Origin of the sequence: Pseudomonas sp. MYb2 (genome assembly GCF_002979955.1) — a bacterium.
In the GTDB taxonomy this organism is placed as follows: Bacteria; Pseudomonadota; Gammaproteobacteria; order Pseudomonadales; family Pseudomonadaceae; genus Aquipseudomonas.
Genome location: NZ_PCQC01000005.1, coordinates 44,758 through 61,691, shown reverse-complemented (window position 1 = coordinate 61,691; position 16,934 = coordinate 44,758). Strand labels below are relative to the sequence as shown.

Here is a 16,934-nt window from a genome sequence, read left to right as displayed (position 1 = left end):
GTCAAAAAAACGGCCGCGCAGTGTATGTCAGTGCGCGCCAGATTCGAAGGCCGGTCATCTGCTATTTCACGACTAAACTGCTTGAAACTCGCAGCTTTGCCCCAAACTTGCTGGCATGGGCCGGCAGAACCACCGGCGGTCGCAAGAACCGCCGTCCACTGCCGATAAACTTCTGTTGCGCCACCCGGTCACAACCTTGAGATCGGTCAACCTGGCACGCGCGAATCGGCGCATGCTGGCATCGGCGCGAAATCGATAACGGATGGTGATTCCTTCAATGGACTTCAAAGACTATTACAAGATACTCGGCGTGGAGCCGACAGCAGACGACAAGGCAATCAAGGCTGCCTATCGCAAGCTGGCGCGCAAATACCACCCCGATGTCAGCAAGGAAAAGGACGCCGAGGCCAAATTCAAAGACGCCTCGGAAGCCTATGAAGCGCTGAAAAGCGCCGACAAACGCGCCGAGTACGACGAGCTGCGCCGCTATGGCCAGCACGGTCAGCCGTTCCAGGGGCCACCGGGCTGGCAGAGCCGAGGCGGCTTTGGCGGTGGCGGTGGCGACACCGGCGACTTCTCGGACTTCTTCAGTTCGATCTTCGGCAATCGCGGCCCCGGTTTCGGTGGCGGCGAAGGTCGGCAACAACGCAGTGCAGGGCGCCGAGGGCAAGACGTGGAAATGGAACTGCCGATCTTCCTCGAGGAGACGCTCGCTAACGAATCGAAGAAAGTCACCTTCCAGGTGCCGCAATACAACGCCAACGGCCAGCACGTCAGCAACACCAGCAAGAGCCTGAACGTGAAGATCCCGGCGGGCGTGACCGACGGCGAGCGCATTCGCCTCAAGGGTCAGGGCGCGCCGGGTATCGGTGGCGGGGCCAATGGTGACCTGTACCTGACCATTCGTTTTGCGCCGCACCCGAAATTCGATGTCGAAGGTGAAAACCTCATCATCACCTTGCCGCTGGCGCCTTGGGAATTGGCATTGGGCACGGAAGTAGCCGTGCCGACCCTGACCGGCAAGATCAACCTCAAGGTGCCGGCCGGTAGCCAGAATGGCCAGCGCATGCGCGCCAAGGGGCATGGCTTGAAAAACAAGGCTGGTGAGCGCGGTTACTTGTTTGTGCAGCTCAAAGCGGTGATGCCGAAAGCGGCCGACGACGAGGTAAAGGCGCTGTGGCAGGAACTGGCGAAGAAAGCCGCTTTCAATCCGCGAGAGAACTTCTGAAACCGACGACGGAGTAGCCCATCATGAGCAGCCCCCTGATCGTTCAACTGGACCTGGCAGAATTCTGTGAGGCGGCCGATTTGTCGGACGTCTACGTGATCGAAATCGTCGAACACGGCATCCTCGAACCTCAGGGCGCACAGCCCCGGGAATGGCGCTTCACCGATTACGAATTGGCCCTGGCCAAGCGTGCGGCGAAGTTGCGCCGTGATCTGGAGCTGGAGTGGGAAGGGGTTGCGCTGGCGCTGGATCTGCTGGAAGAGGTGCGCGAATTGCGCGCCGAGAACCGTATGCTCAAACAACGCCTGGCACGCTTGGTAATCGAATAACCCATGTAGGAGCTGCCGAAGGCTGCGATCTTTTGATCTTGATCTTAAAAAACAAGATTAAAAGATCGCAGCCTTCGGCAGCTCCTACAGGGATCGGTATACGCAGGCCCTTGTACTCGCGGGTCTCGAAGGGCCTTTTTTGGTTAGAACAGGAAGTACCGCTGTGCCATCGGCAATGTTTCCGCCGGCTCACACCACAGCAGCACACCATCAGCCTTGACCTGATACGTCTGCGGATCAACATCGATGTTCGGCAGATAGTCGTTGTGAATCAGATCGGTTTTCTGCACATCCCGGCATCCCTTCACCACGCCGATTTTTTTCTTCAACCCCAACGCTTCCGGCAACCCGGCCTCCTGCGCCGCCTGGCTGATGAAGGTCAGGCTGGTGGCGTGCAACGAGCCACCGTAACTGGCGAACATCGGGCGGTAGTGCACCGGTTGCGGGGTCGGGATCGACGCGTTGGCGTCGCCCATCAGACTCGCGGCAATCGCGCCACCCTTGAGGATCAGTGTCGGTTTCACGCCGAAAAACGCCGGACGCCAGAGCACCAGATCCGCCCACTTGCCGACTTCGATCGAACCGACTTCATGGCTGATGCCGTGGGTGATCGCCGGGTTGATGGTGTATTTGGCGATGTAGCGCTTGGCGCGGAAATTGTCGTTGCCTTCGCCATCCTGAGGTAGCGGGCCGCGCTGTTTTTTCATCTTGTCGGCGGTCTGCCAGGTGCGCGTGATGACTTCGCCGACGCGGCCCATGGCCTGGCTGTCGGAGCTGATCATCGAGAACGCGCCGAGGTCGTGGAGGATGTCTTCGGCGGCAATCGTTTCGCGGCGGATGCGGCTTTCGGCGAACGCGACGTCTTCGGCAATGCTCGGGTCGAGGTGGTGGCAGACCATCAGCATGTCGAGGTGTTCGTCGATGGTGTTGCGCGTGAACGGCCGGGTCGGGTTGGTCGAACTTGGCAGCACGTTAGGAAAGCCGCAGGCCTTGATGATGTCTGGCGCGTGACCGCCGCCGGCACCTTCGGTGTGATAGGTGTGAATGGTGCGGCCCTTGAACGCGCCGAGGGTGGTTTCGACGAAACCGGATTCGTTGAGGGTGTCGGTATGGATCGCCACCTGCACGTCGAACTGATCAGCGACGCTCAGGCAATTGTCGATGCTCGCCGGCGTGGTGCCCCAGTCTTCGTGCAGCTTGAGGCCGATGGCGCCGGCCTTGACCTGTTCGATCAATGGCTCCGGCAGGCTGGCGTTGCCTTTGCCGGTGAGGCCGATGTTCATCGGGAACGCATCGGCCGCCTGGAGCATGCGCGCCAAGTGCCACGGCCCGGAGGTGCAAGTGGTGGCGTTGGTGCCGGTGGCAGGTCCCGTGCCACCACCGATCATGGTGGTGACGCCGCTCATCAGCGCTTCTTCGATCTGCTGCGGGCAGATGAAATGGATGTGCGTGTCGATGCCGCCGGCGGTGAGGATCATGCCCTCGCCGGCAATCACTTCGGTGCCGGCGCCGATGGCGATGGTGACGTTGGGCTGCACGTCCGGGTTGCCGGCCTTGCCGATGGCGGCGATGCGGCCGTCCTTGAGGCCGACGTCGGCTTTGACGATGCCCCAGTGGTCGATGATCAGCGCGTTGGTGATCAGCGTGTCGACCACTTCGGCGGCCAATAGTTGGCTTTGGCCCTGGCCGTCGCGGATGACTTTGCCGCCTCCGAATTTGACTTCTTCGCCGTAGGTGGTGAAGTCTTTTTCGACCTCGATCCACAGCTCGGTGTCGGCCAGGCGCACCTTGTCGCCGACGGTGGGGCCGAACATGTCGGCGTAGGCTTGTCTGGAAATTTTCATGCAGCGTCCTTCAGGAAAATAGTGGTGAGCCATCGACCCTCACCCTAGCCCTCTCCCAGAGGGAGAGGGGACTGATCGCGGGTTTCTTTCGACAGACATCGACCTGAAATATCGAGTCGAACTCAGGATCGGAAAAGCCCCCATTCGGCTCCCTCTCCCTCGGGAGAGGGCTGGGGTGAGGGGCAGCGGTGCACGCAGATGTCAGAGGTCACCCATGACCCGTCCTGCAAACCCGAACACCCGCCGATGCCCGGCGTAATCGACCAGCTCAACCTCACGACTCTGCCCCGGCTCAAAACGCACCGCCGTGCCCGCCGGAATATTCAGGCGCATGCCACGGCTCGCTGCGCGATCAAAGGTCAGCGCGTCGTTGGTTTCAAAAAAGTGATAGTGCGAACCGACCTGAATCGGCCGGTCGCCGCTGTTGGCGACTTTCAGGCTGAGGGTGCGGCGGCCGACGTTGAGTTCGATGTCGCCGGGCTGGATCTGGTACTCGCCAGGAATCATCACTGGGCTCCTTGCAGAATCTTGTAATAGAGGGCGGTTGGTCGATAGGTGCCGTGCGGGTCGCAGGCGTAATCGGGAATCTGACCCGCGCGGGTGTAACCCAGCGCCTTGTAGAAATCTTCGGCGGGGGAACCGGCCTCGGTGTCGAGGTAAAGCATGCCGCGCTTGTGCTTGGGCGCTTCGAGTTCCAGCGCACTCATCAATTGCTGACCGAGACCGCGCCGCCGCGCGTGTTCGCGCACCAGCAGTTTCTGCACCTCGGCACGATTCAGGCCGTTGGCTTTCTGGCACAACCCCAATTGCACACTGGCCAACACCTGCTCGTCCTTGACCACCACCCAGAGCAGCACGCTGCCCTTGTTCACATTGTCCTGGACGTCATCGAAATAGGCGTGAGCCTGCGCCGCATCGAGATCGGCCATGAAGCCGACACTGGCGCCGTAACCCACGGCATCGAGCAGCAAATCGATCAGGCCCTGACGGTAGTGGGCAAAACTTTCAGCATTGACGCGGCGCAGTTGGGCGGCGTTCATCGGTGTCACTCCTTGATGGCTTCAGGCGGCTCCGCGCCAGGATTGAGGGTCAGTTGCATGAAGGTCAGGTCCAGCCAGCGGCCGAACTTGGTGCCGACTTGCGGCATTTGCCCGGTGGTGATGAAACCGGCGCGTTCGTGCAGACGAATCGAAGCAGCATTGCCGCTTTCGATGGCGGCGACCATCACGTGTTTGTCGCAGGTCCTTGCCCGTTCGATCAGCGCAGCCATCAGTTTCGGGCCGAGGCCGTTGCCGCGTTGGTCGCTGCGCACATACACCGAGTGCTCGACGGTGTGGCGAAAGCCATCGAACGGCCGCCAGTCACCAAACGAAGCGTAGCCGAGCACAGTGTTGTCGCCGTCAACGATCACCAGAATCGGATAGGCCTGGGCCTGACGCGCGCTGAACCACGCCTGACGGTTGCCGAGGTCGACGGCTTGTTCATTCCAGATCGCCGTGGTGTTGAGCACGGCGTCGTTGTAGATGTCGCGGATCGCCGGCAGGTCGGAGTGAATGGCATCGCGAATGGAGTAAGTCATGGCGCAGCCTCAAACGATCGGTTGGTGGACGGTGACCAGTTTGGTGCCGTCGGGGAACGTCGCTTCGACCTGAATCTCCGGGATCATTTCCGCGATGCCTTCCATCACTTGTTCGCGGCTGAGCAGGGTGGTGCCGAAGTGCATCAGCTCGGCCACCGTCTGGCCGTCACGGGCGCCTTCGAGCAGGGCTGCGGAGATGTAGGCCATGGCTTCCGGGTAATTGAGTTTCACACCGCGTGCCAACCGCCGCTCGGCGACGAGGCCGGCGGTGAAGATCAGCAGCTTGTCTTTTTCGCGTGGGGTCAGGTCCATTGTGGAAATCCAATATCGGCAGTTAAAAATGATGTCGTACACCTGTAGGAGCTGCCGAAGGCTGCGATCTTTTGATCTTGATCTTTAAAAACAAAATCAAAAGATCGCAGCCTTCGGCAGCTCCTACAGGGCAATGCATTTCAGGTGTTCCAGATTCGGGGCGGCTGAGCTTCGCGGCCCAGCAGCACCGGCCGCAGCAAGCGCCATAAATCGATGAGCCAGGCGCGGGCGAGCAGTGCCTCACTGGCCAGACAACGAGCCACCAGAAGCCCCGGCAATTGAGTCAGATCCCCGCGTACTTCGTGCCCCAGCGAGCGGCAACGCTCAAGCAACTCGGCATCAATCTCACCGGTGACCAACAACGTCGCAAACACCGGATGACCATCCAGCCCGATCGGCGAATCAAGCAAACCGTCGTCACCGACAATGCGCTGGCGCTCATGCCAGAGCAATCGACCATCGCGACGAATATCCAGGTGCGCCTGAAAATGCCCACGGTCAAAACGCTCGCCACTGGCCGGGCGACCCAGCGCCACGACGTCCCAGTAGAAAAGCCGCGCATCGCCTTCAAGTTCGATCGAGGTCGTCAATTCGGCCTGCGCTGCGCTGTAGACAATGGTTTCCTGCGGCAGCCATTCCAGCGTCGCCCCGGCCGCCACTTTCAAGTCGAGCTTCTGATAAGCCGGCCCCCCGGCGCGATACCACTTGGCCGCGCCGGGGCTGGTGATCTGCGCCCAAGCGCCGGGTTCGACGCGGGCGCTGATGTCCAGCCGATCACCGCCAGCAATCCCGCCCGGTGGGTGGACGATGATGTGCTGGCAGACCTCGGGGCCTTCGGCGTACAGGTGCTTTTGCACCCGCAGCGGGCCGAGGTGGCGGCGCATGACCGGGCGCGTGCAATCGCCGAAACGGGCGTAAGCGAGTTCCAGCTCGGCGTGCCAGCTGGGGGTAAACAGGGCAGGTGCAACAGTCGAATTCATGGTGTGTAATTATCGTTAGGAAGCTACAGATTAGTTCGTTGTACTAGATCGTTACCAGCCCGCGTACACCCTCGGCCTCCATATTTTCACCGCGCCCCTGTTGCACGATCTCGCCCCGCGACATCACCAGGTATTGATCGGCCAGTTCCGCGGCGAAATCGTAGAACTGCTCGACCAGCAGAATCGCCATGTCACCGCGTTCCGCGAGTTTCTTGATCACCGCGCCGATCTCTTTGATCACCGACGGTTGAATGCCTTCGGTGGGTTCATCAAGGATCAGCAAACGGGGGCGGCTGGCCAATGCGCGGCCAATCGCCAACTGCTGTTGCTGACCGCCAGACAGATCGCCGCCGCGACGCTGCTTCATTTGTAGCAGCACCGGGAACAATTCATAAATGAAACCTGGGACTTCTTTGGCTTCGCTGCCGGGAAAACGCGACAGGCCCATCAACAGATTCTCTTCCACGGTCAGGCGTCCGAAGATCTCGCGGCCCTGCGGCACATAGGCGATCCCGGCGTGAACCCGCTGATGCGGCTTGAACGTGGTGATCGGTTTGCCTTCCCAGTTCACCGTGCCTTCTTTGGCCGGCAACAGGCCCATCAGGCATTTGAGCAGAGTGGTTTTTCCCACACCGTTACGTCCGAGCAGGCAGGTGACTTCGCCGACCTTCACGTCGAAAGACAGGCCACGCAGGATGTGGCTACCGCCGTAGTACTGGTGCAGCTTGTCGACTTGCAGCATTTCCAAATTCTCCCCCGGTGATCGTTCCCACGCTCTGCGTGGGAACGCATCCCGTGACGCTCCGCGTCACATAACGGCGGACGCAGAGCGTCCATGGCGGCATTCCCACGCAGAGCGTGGGAACGATCTATTCGCAAACCTTAGCGGCCGAGGTAGACCTCGATCACGCGCTCGTTTTCCTGCACCTGCTCCAGCGAGCCTTCGGCCAGCACGCTGCCCTGGTGCAACACGGTCACATGGTCGGCAATCGAGCCAACAAAACCCATGTCATGCTCCACTACCATCAGCGAATGCTTGCCCGCCAGGCTCTTGAACAGTTCAGCGGTGAACTCGGTTTCCGCATCGGTCATGCCCGCCACCGGTTCATCGAGCAACAGCAATTGCGGGTCCTGCATGAGCAACATGCCGATCTCGAGAAACTGCTTTTGCCCGTGGGACAACAACCCGGCCTGACGATTGACCGAGGTGGTCAGGCGAATCGTTTCGAGTACTTCGCTGATCCGATCCTTCTGCTCGCCACTCAGCCGCGCGCGCAAACTGGCCCACACCGACTTGTCGGTCTTTTGCGCCAGTTCGAGGTTTTCAAACACGCTCAACGCTTCGAACACCGTCGGTTTCTGGAACTTGCGACCGATGCCGGCCTGAGCGATTTGCACTTCGCTCATCTGCGTCAGGTCCAGCGTTTCGCCGAACCACGCCTTGCCGTGACTCGGGCGAGTCTTGCCGGTGATCACGTCCATCAACGTGGTTTTGCCCGCACCGTTGGGGCCGATGATGCAGCGCAACTCGCCGACGCCGATGTACAGATTGAGATTGTTCAGCGCGCGAAAGCCATCGAAGCTGACGCTGATGTCTTCCAGTGTGAGGATCGTGCCGTGACGGGTATCGAGACCCGGGCCGACGCGTTGGCCGAGACCGATCGAGTCGCGGCTGGTGCCGGCGTCCTTGTTCGGTTCGACGGGAAAGAAGGCCGGTTCCAGCATGAATTCAGCGCTCGCCGTGACTCTCATTGTTCACCTCGTTTCTTCAGCAGACCGATCACGCCTTTGGGCAAGTAAAGCGTCACGACGATGAACAACGCGCCGAGGAAGAACAGCCAGTATTCCGGGAAGGCCACGGTGAACCAGCTCTTCATGCCGTTGACCACACCGGCGCCGAGCAACGGGCCGATCAGTGTGCCGCGCCCGCCAAGGGCCACCCAGACCGCCGCTTCAATCGAATTGGTCGGCGACATTTCGCTCGGGTTGATGATCCCGACTTGCGGCACATACAACGCGCCGGCCAATCCACACAGAACAGCGCTCAACACCCACACGAACAACTTGAAACCGCGCGGGTCGTAGCCGCAGAACATCAAGCGGTTTTCCGCATCACGCAACGCGGTCAGCACGCGACCGAACTTGCTCTGCGCCAAGCGCCAGCCGATAAACAGGCTCGCCACCAGCAACAACACCGTGGCCAGAAACAGCACCGCGCGGGTGCCCGGTTCAGTGATGCCGAAACCGAGAATCGTACGGAAATTGGTGAAGCCGTTATTGCCGCCAAACCCGGTCTCGTTGCGGAAAAACAAGAGCATGCCGGCGAAGGTCAGAGCCTGGGTCATGATCGAGAAATACACGCCTTTGATCCGCGAACGGAAGGCGAAGAAACCGAACACCAGCGCCAGCAACCCCGGCGCCAAGACCACCAGACACATGGCCCAGACAAAGCTGCTGGTGCCGGTCCAGTACCACGGCAATTCGCTCCACGACAGGAAGGTCATGAACGCCGGTAGACCATCGCCGGCAGCCTGACGCATCAGGTACATGCCCATCGCATAACCGCCGAGGGCGAAGAACAGTCCGTGGCCCAGCGACAGCAGACCGGCGTAACCCCAGACCAGATCCAGCGCCAGGGCGACGATGGCGTAGCAGAGGATTTTGCCAACCAGCGTCAGTGTGTACGCCGAGACCGACAGGGCATTGTCCGCTGGCAGCAGTGACAGCAGCGGCAGGGCGATCAGCAGGGCGAGGATCACTGCGCCGACGGCGATCGTGACTTTCGGCCCGGCCTTTTGTGTAGCGGTAACAAGCAGAGGCTGGTTCATCAGTCGATCACCCGTCCTTTCAGTGCGAAGAGGCCTTGCGGACGTTTCTGAATAAACAGAATGATCAGCGCGAGGATCAGGATCTTGCCGAGCACCGCACCGATCTGCGGTTCGAGAATCTTGTTGGCGATGCCCAGGCCGAATGCCGCGAGCACGCTGCCGGCGAGTTGCCCGACGCCGCCGAGCACCACCACCAGGAACGAGTCGATGATGTAGCTCTGACCGAGGTCCGGGCCGACGTTGCCGATCTGGCTGAGCGCCACACCGCCGAGGCCGGCGATGCCCGAACCGAGGCCGAAGGCGAGCATGTCCACACGACCGGTCGGCACGCCGCAGCAAGCGGCCATGTTGCGGTTCTGGGTGACGGCACGAACGTTGAGGCCGAGGCGGGTTTTATTCAGCAGCAGCCACGTCAGCACCACCACGAACAAGGCGAAAGCAATGATGACGATGCGGTTGTACGGCAGCACAAGATTGGGCAGCACTTGAATACCGCCGGACAGCCACGCCGGGTTGGCCACTTCAACGTTCTGCGCGCCGAACAACAAACGCACCAGCTGGATCAACATCAAGCTGATGCCCCACGTCGCGAGCAAGGTTTCCAGCGGGCGGCCGTAGAGGTGACGAATCACCGTGCGCTCCAGCGCCATGCCGATTGCGGCCGTGACAAAGAACGCCACCGGCAGCGCGATCAGCGGGTAGAACTCAATCGCTTGTGGCGCATAGCGCTGGAACATCAACTGCACCACATACGTCGAGTAGGCGCCGAGCATCAACATCTCGCCGTGGGCCATGTTGATCACGCCGAGCAGGCCGAATGTGATCGCCAGACCGAGGGCCGCCAACAGCAGAATCGAACCGAGGGACATGCCGCTGAAGGCCTGACCGAGGATCTCGCCGATCAGCAGTTTGCGTTTGACTTGAGCCAGGCTGGTTTCGGCGGCGGTGCGCACGTTGGCATCGGCTTCGACGCCGGGTTGGAGCAAACCTTCGAGACGCGTACGGGCGAGTGGATCGCCGGTTTCGCCGAGCAGTCGCACCGCGGCGAGGCGCACCGCCGGGTCAGTGTCGACCAGTTGCAGATTGGCCAGCGCCAGGCTCAGGGCGGCGTGAACGCTTTCATCTTTTTCGCCAACGAGTTGCTGGTCGAGGAATTTCAGCTGCGCGGGTTTCGCGCTTTTCTGCAATTGCTGCGCGGCGCTCAGACGGATTTTGGCGTCGGCGGCGAGCAATTGGTGGCTGGCCATGGCGGTGTCGATCAGACCCCGCAGGCGATTGTTCAGGCGCAGGGTTTTCGCTTGGCCGTCGATGGTCAGTTCGCCTTGTTGCAGGGCGTTGATCAATTCGATACGTGCCGGGTCGGGCTGCGCGGCCCAGGTTTCGAGGAATTTGGCCTGTTGCACCGGATTGGCCGCGACGAAGTCTTCGGCATCGCCGGCATGGGCCAGCATTGGCAGCAACAGCGTGATGGCTAGAAGCAAGCGGTAGAGGGCAGTGCGCATATGCGTGGCCTTGCGTAGTGATCGTTCCCACGCTCCGCGTGGGAATGCAGCCCGGGACGCTCCGCGTCCCCAAAGCGGACGCAGAGCGTCCGTTGAGGCATTCCCACGCAGAGCGTGGGAACGATCAGGTTGAGCGGGATAACTCAGTTGCTCTTCACCGCATAATCCGGCTTCTTGTCGTTGCCCTGAATGAACGGGCTCCACGGTTGCGCACGGACCGGACCTTCGGTCTGCCACACGACGTTGAACTGACCGTCCGCCTGAATCTCGCCGATCATCACCGGTTTGTGCAGGTGGTGATTGGTCTTGTCCATGGTCAGCGTGTAGCCCGACGGTGCAGCAAAGGTCTGCCCGGCCAGCGCTTCGCGGACTTTGTCGACATCGGTGGACTTGGCTTTCTCAGCCGCTTGCGCCCACATGTGGATGCCGACGTAAGTGGCTTCCATCGGGTCGTTGGTCACCGCTTTGTCGGCGCCCGGCAAGTTGTGTTTCTTCGCGTAGGCCTTCCAGTCAGCGACGAATTTCTTGTTCACCGGGTTCTCGACGGATTCGAAGTAGTTCCACGCCGCGAGGTTGCCCACCAGCGGTTTGGTGTCGATCCCGCGCAATTCTTCTTCGCCGACCGAGAACGCCACGACCGGTACGTCGGTCGCCTTCAGGCCCTGGTTGGCCAGCTCTTTGTAGAACGGCACGTTGGAGTCGCCGTTAACGGTCGAGATCACCGCTGTTTTACCGCCAGCAGAGAACTTCTTGATGTTGGCAACGATGGTTTGATAGTCGCTGTGACCGAACGGCGTGTAGACCTCTTCGATGTCCTTGTCGGCCACGCCTTTGGAGTGCAGGAACGAGCGCAGGATCTTGTTGGTGGTGCGCGGGTAGACGTAGTCGGTGCCGAGCAGGAAGTAGCGCTTGGCGCTGCCGCCTTCTTCGCTCATCAAATATTCAACCGCCGGGATCGCTTGCTGGTTCGGCGCGGCACCGGTGTAGAAAACGTTTGGCGACATCTCTTCGCCTTCGTATTGCACCGGGTAGAACAGCAGACCGTTGAGCTCTTCGAACACCGGCAGCACCGATTTACGCGACACCGACGTCCAGCAGCCGAACACCACGGCAACCTTGTCCTGAGTCAGCAACTGCCGGCCCTTTTCAGCGAACAGCGGCCAGTTCGACGCCGGGTCGACCACCACCGGCTCAAGCATCTTGCCGTTGACGCCGCCCTTGGCGTTGATCTCGTCGATGGTCATCAGCGCCATGTCTTTGAGCGACGTTTCGGAGATCGCCATGGTGCCGGACAACGAATGCAGAATCCCGACCTTGATGGTCTCGGCGGCCTGGACAGTCCAGGTCATGCCCATCGCGGCAATGGATGCCGTGAGTGTGAAAGCCTTGATCAAACTGCGACGCTTCATTGTGCGATCTCCATGAACATTTGAAGTTTTTTTTGGTTGGCAGATGCGGACGACTGAAGGTGTGTTTTGCAAAGGCTGTGCCCGGTCGGGTTTTGGCAAGAAAATGTCGTGTTAGAGCGGTTGGCTGCTTGGCGCATGCACCACGAAGGAACGCTCATGGCGCATTGGTGCAGGCCACCGCGCCAGATTGGGGCGCAAAAAAAATCCCGTGTGGGACAGCCCGCACGGGATTGGTTTTGAAGAAGAGCGGGGCGCTATCAGGTAGAGGTCGAGGCCGACTCGGTTTGCCCACCCAGTCGCGACAGCAACAGTCGATCCAACAACCACACCACTACAAGTGAAGCCCCCACCAGCGGAAACACCACCGCCAGTGCCAACATGATCACCACGCCGGTTTTCCATTTCGGCAAGTCATGGCGCAGCGGCGGTACGCCGAATTTGCCCTGTGGCCGACGCTTCCACCAGATCACCACACCGCTGACGGCGCTGAGCAGAATCATCAGACAGATCAGCAGCACGACGATCTGGTTGAAGGTGCCGAACATCTTGCCCTCGTGGAGCATCACACCGATCTCAGTGGCGCGGGCGACGGTGCCGTATTGTTCGAAACGCACATCGGCGAGGACTTTGCCGGTGTACTGATCGACATGCAGGGTGGCATCGTTGCGCGGGTCATCGGCGAACACGGCGATGGTGAACACACCGGTAGCGGTGGTCGGCAGGGTGATGCTGTAGCCCGGTTCGACTTTGCGCTGGGTGGCAATGTTCTGCACGTCTTGCAGGCTGATGGTGGGTGCTGCGGGGCCGGCGTTGGCTGCACCGTGCGCCATGTGTTCGGCGTGGTCGCCGGACATCGGCATCGGCGTGTTTTCCATCGCCCATGGCACGGTCTGCCGCGTGGCGGTGTTGAGGCTGCGCGCTTCGACGTCGGAGGTCGGTACGTTGTCCCACATCGCCGCCGGGAACACGTTCCACACTTGCGCATATTGCTTGCCCCAGAAACCGGTCCAGGTCATGCCGCTGAGCAGCATCACCAGCAGCAATGTCGCGCCCCAGAACCCGGTGACCGCGTGCAGATCACGCCACAATACGCGACCGCGACTGTTCAGCCGGGGCCACAAAATGCCCGCAGCCTGGCCGCGCGGCCACCACAGGAACAGGCCGGACACCACCAGCACCACGCCCCAGCCGGCGGCCATTTCGATGAGACGGTCACCGACAGTGCCGATCATCAATTCACCGTGAATCGCCCGGGCGATGGCTTGCAGATTTTGCTTGGCATCCTGCTCGCCGAGGATGTCACCGTGGTACGGGTCGACGAAGATGTTGAGTTCCTGCCCCGCATTCTTCACCACAAACTGTGCGCTGCGTTCGGCGTTGACCGGCGGCAGGTATTGGGTGACCTGGCCTTGTGGATAAGCGCTTTTTACCCGTTGCAGCAAGTCATCGGCCGGGACGCTGTGATGGCCGACAGGGACGTTGAGCAGGCTGCTGTACATCAGTGAATCGAGTTGCGGTTTGAACAGGTAAATGATGCCGGTCAGGGCCAGCATCACCATGAACGGGGCGACGAACAGGCCGGCGTAAAAATGCCAACGCCAGGCCAGGTTGTAGAAATTCGGTTTGGGCTGTTTCATCACGTGTGCTCCGCTGGGCGAATTTTTTAGATCAAGAGATCGCAGCCTTCGGCAGCTCCTACAGGGGTACATGCGGGCTGCGATCTTTTGACTTTTCTTGTTAGAAACTCATGTCGACCTTGGTCCAGAGCGTGCGCCCCGGTTCATTGATCGCTTGCGGGTCGTTGGCCGGGTAGCCGAATCCGGCGTTGCCCGCCAGGTTCAGGTGTTCGGCGTAAGCCTTGCCGAACAGGTTGTCGACGCCGCTGCTGACCTTCCAGTGTTTGTTGATCCGATAGGCACCGTTGAGTGAGAACACGCCGAAGCCCGAACTCTTGTCGTAATCCTTGCCGACCACGTTGCCCTTGTTCTGGTCGATGCGGTTTTGCGCGGCAACCACCCTCCACAGTGCGCCAGCGCTCCAGTTGTCTTCGGTATAGGTCAGACCGAAGCGTGCATCCAGTGGCGGCATTTGCGGCAGGGCCGTGCCGTCGCTGCTGTTCTTGCCCCAGGCGTAGGCCAGGGTCGCATCGGCTTTCCAGTGGTCGGTGAGTCTGTACGCGGCACCGAGTTCACCGCCCATGATTCGCGCGTCGATGTTCTCGGCGCGCGAGGTGCTCATGCCCATCATTGCGGGCGTGTAGTCGAAGAGGATGTAATCGCGTACCACGCCGATGTAACCCGAGGCCCAGGCTTCGAGTTCAGCACTCTTGTAGTTCACGCCAAAATCGAACTGGGTGGTCTTTTCCGGTTTGATCGAATCGAACGCATTGAGCGATCCGGCCGGGCCGGACTTGGGCGAAAACAGCTCCCAGTAATCCGGGAAGCGTTGTGCATGGCCGAGGCCTGCATAAAGCGTGGTCGGGCTGTCGGCCAGGTCATGCTCGTAGCGGATGAAACCGCTGGGCAGGGTGTCGGCACGGCTATCGTCGGCGGTCGGGTTGGGGCGGGACATCATTCCGGAACCGGTGGTTTGCCGATAATCCTTGGCCGAAGCGCGGTCGGCGCGGGCGCCAGTGATCAGGCGATCACGGTCGGCGGCGTACCAGGTCATTTCGCCAAACACGCCGTAGTTATGGAAGTCGGCGTCCTTGCTGTACGGCTGATTCTTGTAGGTGTCGATGCCCATGCCGCTGCGTTGGCGGTGTTCATTGGTCTGCGCGTCGAGGCCGGTGATCAGTTGAATATCGGCCCAGCGCCAGGTGGCTTTGATTCTCGCGCCAAGGGTGCGGCGGTCGACGTTGGACGCCATTGGTCCCGCCATCATGCCGGTGCCGGACGGCGTGCGCAGGGTGTAGTTGTCCATCACGTGGTCGGCGTAGTTGTAGTAGACCTGCGCTTCGAGTTTCTCCAGCACGTCGGTGATGTTGGATTTCTCGAAACGCAGGCCGAGGCTTTCACGCAGGAACTGCGAGCCATCCATGCCGCGCCCGGCGTAGCGTGCTTCACCATCGCCCTTACCGGCGGTGAGTTCGATCAGGGTGTCGGCATCCGGCGTCCAGCCGACCGCGACGTCGCCGTTCCACTTGTCGTAGCGTGAGGCGACGATGTCGTTGTTGCCGTCGCGGTAATCGTCGGAATGCGCGGTGTTGCCGATCACGCGCACGTAACCCAACGGGCCACCGGCAGCGGCGTCGACGACCTTATCGAAGCGGCCGTGGGAACCGGCCAGAATGCTCGCGTTCACGCGGGTACCGAGTTCGCCGAAGCTTTCCGGCTCGCGATCAAACAGCACCGTGCCCGCTGATGCGCCCGGACCGTAAAGCACGGTTTGCGGGCCTTTGATCACGGTGAGTTTGTCGTAGGTTTCCGGCGAGATGTACGAGGTCGGCGCGTCCATCCGCCCCGGGCAGGCACCAAGCATCATGCTGCCGTTGGTGAGTATATTCAGACGCGAGCCGAACATGCCGCGCAGTACCGGATCGCCGTTGGTGCCGCCATTGCGAACCAGCGCAAAGCCCGGAATGGTCTTCAAATAATCACCGCCGTCACTGGCCGGCACCGGTTGGCGCGGATCTTTTGGATTGGTGACGATGGTCAGTGGCGAGCTCGGCGCAATTGCGGTGATCACCGTTGGACTGAGTTCTTCGTTGTGGCCGGCGTGATCATCGGCCAGTACCAGCGGTGACAGCAGGACGCCGCAAAGGACGGCGGTAGCGTGCCTGAAACGAACCCGCGATTCGTTCAGAGCGAAGGACGCCGGGGCAGAACCCAAGCGTGGAACAGCAGTAAACCTGGACATGACAATTTCCATCAAACAGTCGTAAACGACACGGCCGGCAGCCTGAAGCTGTCTTCTCAACCGTGTGCAATCAGAGGTGCGGTGTTTACGCTGCGACGGGCGGGGCGCGGGTGCGGGCGCCGGGGAAGAAGGTCTGCCGGGCATGGCCCAGGCGCGGGGAGGGTGAGGTGAAGGTGTTCAGCGGCGGGATGTTGAAGGCGACGAAATCGCCGCCGCCGGTCAGTGCCGGGCAATTGAACAGCAGGCTGCAATAGCCGCACTTTTCCCACAGCACGTGGTGCGAGGATTGTGGCGGGCAGTGTTCGGCTGAGGGCTTGGCGTCGTGGCCGCTGTGATCCATGCCCGGCATGTCCATCGACATGTCCATGCTCATCGGCATCGGTATCGATGTCGAGGCGTGTTGATCCATCGGCATCGACTGAGAAATCAGTGGGCCGATGAAGATCATCAACATGGCGAACAGGGCGATCCAGCTGCCGCGGGTCAGGTGTTGAGTCTGACGGCGTTGCCGGGAGGGCCTGGCGCTCAGCGGGCGCATGGGCGGAGTCTGCCGGAAGGCTTACTGGGCGTGCGTGTGGGCCTGCGTGGTTTCCGGTGGTTTCTTCTGCACCGAGACTTCGACGGTGACGTCACCGGCCTTCTCGAAATGCAGCGTCAGCGGGAAGCGTTTGCCATCGCTGAGCAGGCTGCGATCGGTCGGGTTGAGCAGCATCACGTGCCAGGCCATCGGCGCGAATGTCACGTTGCCGCCGGCCGGGATTTCCACACTCGGCACTTGCTGCATCTTCATCAGATCGCCCTGCATGACGTGCTCGTGCAGTTGCGCTTCGGGGGCAATGGGCGAGTCGACGCTGAGCAGGCGATCGTCCGTCTTGCCGGCGTTGTGAATGATGAAATAGGCGGCGACCGTCGGCGCATTCGGCGGCAGCTCTTGCGACCACGGATGGGCGATTTCAAGCTCGCCCGTCTTGTATTCGTGAGCATGGGCAAAGCACGCCGGCAACAGCAGCGCAGCGACGACGATGAGTTTGTTCAACATGGCAGTTCTCCAGAACGATTTGAAAC

General features: G+C 60.9%; 17 protein-coding genes. 2 read left to right on the top strand and 15 right to left on the bottom strand.

Annotation, left to right across the window (positions count from 1 at the left end; genetic code table 11):
* Window positions 1-277: 277 nt before the first annotated feature.
* On the top strand, window positions 278-1,228 hold the full coding sequence (locus CQ009_RS09655) for a DnaJ C-terminal domain-containing protein (protein ID WP_064388699.1): 951 nt from the start codon (window positions 278-280) through the stop codon (window positions 1,226-1,228).
* A gap of 23 nt (window positions 1,229-1,251) precedes the next feature.
* Window positions 1,252-1,557: a chaperone modulator CbpM gene (locus CQ009_RS09650; RefSeq protein WP_053116834.1), complete on the top strand. Its 306-nt coding sequence runs from the start codon at window positions 1,252-1,254 to the stop codon at window positions 1,555-1,557.
* Window positions 1,558-1,700: 143 nt separating this feature from the next.
* Here CQ009_RS09650 and ureC read toward each other — a convergent pair whose 3' ends face one another.
* From ureC to CQ009_RS09570, 15 genes are all read right to left on the bottom strand, one after another.
* Window positions 1,701-3,401: an urease subunit alpha gene (ureC, locus tag CQ009_RS09645; RefSeq protein WP_064388701.1), complete on the bottom strand. Its 1,701-nt coding sequence runs from the start codon at window positions 3,399-3,401 to the stop codon at window positions 1,701-1,703.
* 201 nt (window positions 3,402-3,602) lie between these two features.
* The gene (locus CQ009_RS09640) at window positions 3,603-3,908 is read right to left on the bottom strand and encodes an urease subunit beta (protein WP_034151594.1); all 306 of its coding nucleotides are present in this window, start codon (window positions 3,906-3,908) and stop codon (window positions 3,603-3,605) included.
* Window positions 3,908-4,441: a GNAT family N-acetyltransferase gene (locus CQ009_RS09635; RefSeq protein WP_105705825.1), complete on the bottom strand. Its 534-nt coding sequence runs from the start codon at window positions 4,439-4,441 to the stop codon at window positions 3,908-3,910. Before CQ009_RS09635 ends, CQ009_RS09640 begins: the two co-directional genes overlap by 1 nt.
* Before the next feature lie 5 nt (window positions 4,442-4,446).
* Complete coding sequence (locus CQ009_RS09630) at window positions 4,447-4,980, bottom strand: GNAT family N-acetyltransferase (protein WP_105705822.1); 534 nt, start codon at window positions 4,978-4,980, stop codon at window positions 4,447-4,449.
* A 9-nt stretch (window positions 4,981-4,989) separates the two neighbouring features.
* On the bottom strand, window positions 4,990-5,292 hold the full coding sequence (gene ureA, locus CQ009_RS09625) for an urease subunit gamma (RefSeq protein ID WP_016984788.1): 303 nt from the start codon (window positions 5,290-5,292) through the stop codon (window positions 4,990-4,992).
* A 140-nt stretch (window positions 5,293-5,432) separates the two neighbouring features.
* Window positions 5,433-6,272 (bottom strand): urease accessory protein UreD, encoded by an 840-nt coding sequence (locus CQ009_RS09615; RefSeq protein ID WP_105705819.1) that lies wholly within the window; start codon window positions 6,270-6,272, stop codon window positions 5,433-5,435.
* Window positions 6,273-6,315: 43 nt separating this feature from the next.
* A complete protein-coding gene (urtE, locus tag CQ009_RS09610; protein ID WP_064388710.1) occupies window positions 6,316-7,014 on the bottom strand; it encodes an urea ABC transporter ATP-binding subunit UrtE in 699 nt (232 codons plus the stop codon).
* Between the two features lie 140 nt (window positions 7,015-7,154).
* Entirely contained in the window at window positions 7,155-8,024 is an 870-nt protein-coding gene (urtD, locus tag CQ009_RS09605; protein WP_007918913.1) for an urea ABC transporter ATP-binding protein UrtD, read from the bottom strand.
* Window positions 8,021-9,100 (bottom strand): urea ABC transporter permease subunit UrtC, encoded by a 1,080-nt coding sequence (gene urtC, locus CQ009_RS09600; RefSeq protein WP_064388712.1) that lies wholly within the window; start codon window positions 9,098-9,100, stop codon window positions 8,021-8,023. The genes urtD and urtC overlap by 4 nt, the downstream gene beginning before the upstream one ends.
* On the bottom strand, window positions 9,100-10,602 hold the full coding sequence (gene urtB / locus CQ009_RS09595) for an urea ABC transporter permease subunit UrtB (RefSeq protein ID WP_105705815.1): 1,503 nt from the start codon (window positions 10,600-10,602) through the stop codon (window positions 9,100-9,102). Before urtB ends, urtC begins: the two co-directional genes overlap by 1 nt.
* Window positions 10,603-10,745: 143 nt before the next feature.
* Window positions 10,746-12,011, bottom strand: a complete 1,266-nt coding sequence (urtA, locus tag CQ009_RS09590) for an urea ABC transporter substrate-binding protein (protein WP_064388716.1) — start codon at window positions 12,009-12,011, stop codon at window positions 10,746-10,748.
* Window positions 12,012-12,268: 257 nt separating this feature from the next.
* Complete coding sequence (locus CQ009_RS09585) at window positions 12,269-13,648, bottom strand: PepSY domain-containing protein (protein ID WP_105705813.1); 1,380 nt, start codon at window positions 13,646-13,648, stop codon at window positions 12,269-12,271.
* Between the two features lie 100 nt (window positions 13,649-13,748).
* Window positions 13,749-15,869, bottom strand: a complete 2,121-nt coding sequence (locus CQ009_RS09580) for a TonB-dependent copper receptor (RefSeq protein WP_105705811.1) — start codon at window positions 15,867-15,869, stop codon at window positions 13,749-13,751.
* Window positions 15,870-15,954: 85 nt separating this feature from the next.
* A complete protein-coding gene (locus CQ009_RS09575) occupies window positions 15,955-16,407 on the bottom strand; it encodes a DUF2946 domain-containing protein (RefSeq protein WP_105705809.1) in 453 nt (150 codons plus the stop codon).
* A gap of 21 nt (window positions 16,408-16,428) precedes the next feature.
* Window positions 16,429-16,908, bottom strand: a complete 480-nt coding sequence (locus tag CQ009_RS09570) for a copper chaperone PCu(A)C (protein ID WP_105705807.1) — start codon at window positions 16,906-16,908, stop codon at window positions 16,429-16,431.
* Between the last annotated feature and the right edge of the window lie 26 nt (window positions 16,909-16,934).

Excerpts from the sequence above, each read along its gene's own strand:
- CQ009_RS09655 (WP_064388699.1), top strand. The coding sequence starts at position 278 with ATGGACTTCAAAGACTATTACAAGATACTCGGCGTGGAGCCGACAGCA.
- CQ009_RS09650 (WP_053116834.1), top strand. The coding sequence starts at position 1,252 with ATGAGCAGCCCCCTGATCGTTCAACTGGACCTGGCAGAATTCTGTGAG.
- ureC (WP_064388701.1), bottom strand. The coding sequence starts at position 3,401 with ATGAAAATTTCCAGACAAGCCTACGCCGACATGTTCGGCCCCACCGTC.
- CQ009_RS09640 (WP_034151594.1), bottom strand. The coding sequence starts at position 3,908 with ATGATTCCTGGCGAGTACCAGATCCAGCCCGGCGACATCGAACTCAAC.
- CQ009_RS09635 (WP_105705825.1), bottom strand. The coding sequence starts at position 4,441 with ATGAACGCCGCCCAACTGCGCCGCGTCAATGCTGAAAGTTTTGCCCAC.
- CQ009_RS09630 (WP_105705822.1), bottom strand. The coding sequence starts at position 4,980 with ATGACTTACTCCATTCGCGATGCCATTCACTCCGACCTGCCGGCGATC.
- ureA (WP_016984788.1), bottom strand. The coding sequence starts at position 5,292 with ATGGACCTGACCCCACGCGAAAAAGACAAGCTGCTGATCTTCACCGCC.
- CQ009_RS09615 (WP_105705819.1), bottom strand. The coding sequence starts at position 6,272 with ATGAATTCGACTGTTGCACCTGCCCTGTTTACCCCCAGCTGGCACGCC.
- urtE (WP_064388710.1), bottom strand. The coding sequence starts at position 7,014 with ATGCTGCAAGTCGACAAGCTGCACCAGTACTACGGCGGTAGCCACATC.
- urtD (WP_007918913.1), bottom strand. The coding sequence starts at position 8,024 with ATGAGAGTCACGGCGAGCGCTGAATTCATGCTGGAACCGGCCTTCTTT.
- urtC (WP_064388712.1), bottom strand. The coding sequence starts at position 9,100 with ATGAACCAGCCTCTGCTTGTTACCGCTACACAAAAGGCCGGGCCGAAA.
- urtB (WP_105705815.1), bottom strand. The coding sequence starts at position 10,602 with ATGCGCACTGCCCTCTACCGCTTGCTTCTAGCCATCACGCTGTTGCTG.
- urtA (WP_064388716.1), bottom strand. The coding sequence starts at position 12,011 with ATGAAGCGTCGCAGTTTGATCAAGGCTTTCACACTCACGGCATCCATT.
- CQ009_RS09585 (WP_105705813.1), bottom strand. The coding sequence starts at position 13,648 with ATGAAACAGCCCAAACCGAATTTCTACAACCTGGCCTGGCGTTGGCAT.
- CQ009_RS09580 (WP_105705811.1), bottom strand. The coding sequence starts at position 15,869 with ATGTCCAGGTTTACTGCTGTTCCACGCTTGGGTTCTGCCCCGGCGTCC.
- CQ009_RS09575 (WP_105705809.1), bottom strand. The coding sequence starts at position 16,407 with ATGCGCCCGCTGAGCGCCAGGCCCTCCCGGCAACGCCGTCAGACTCAA.
- CQ009_RS09570 (WP_105705807.1), bottom strand. The coding sequence starts at position 16,908 with ATGTTGAACAAACTCATCGTCGTCGCTGCGCTGCTGTTGCCGGCGTGC.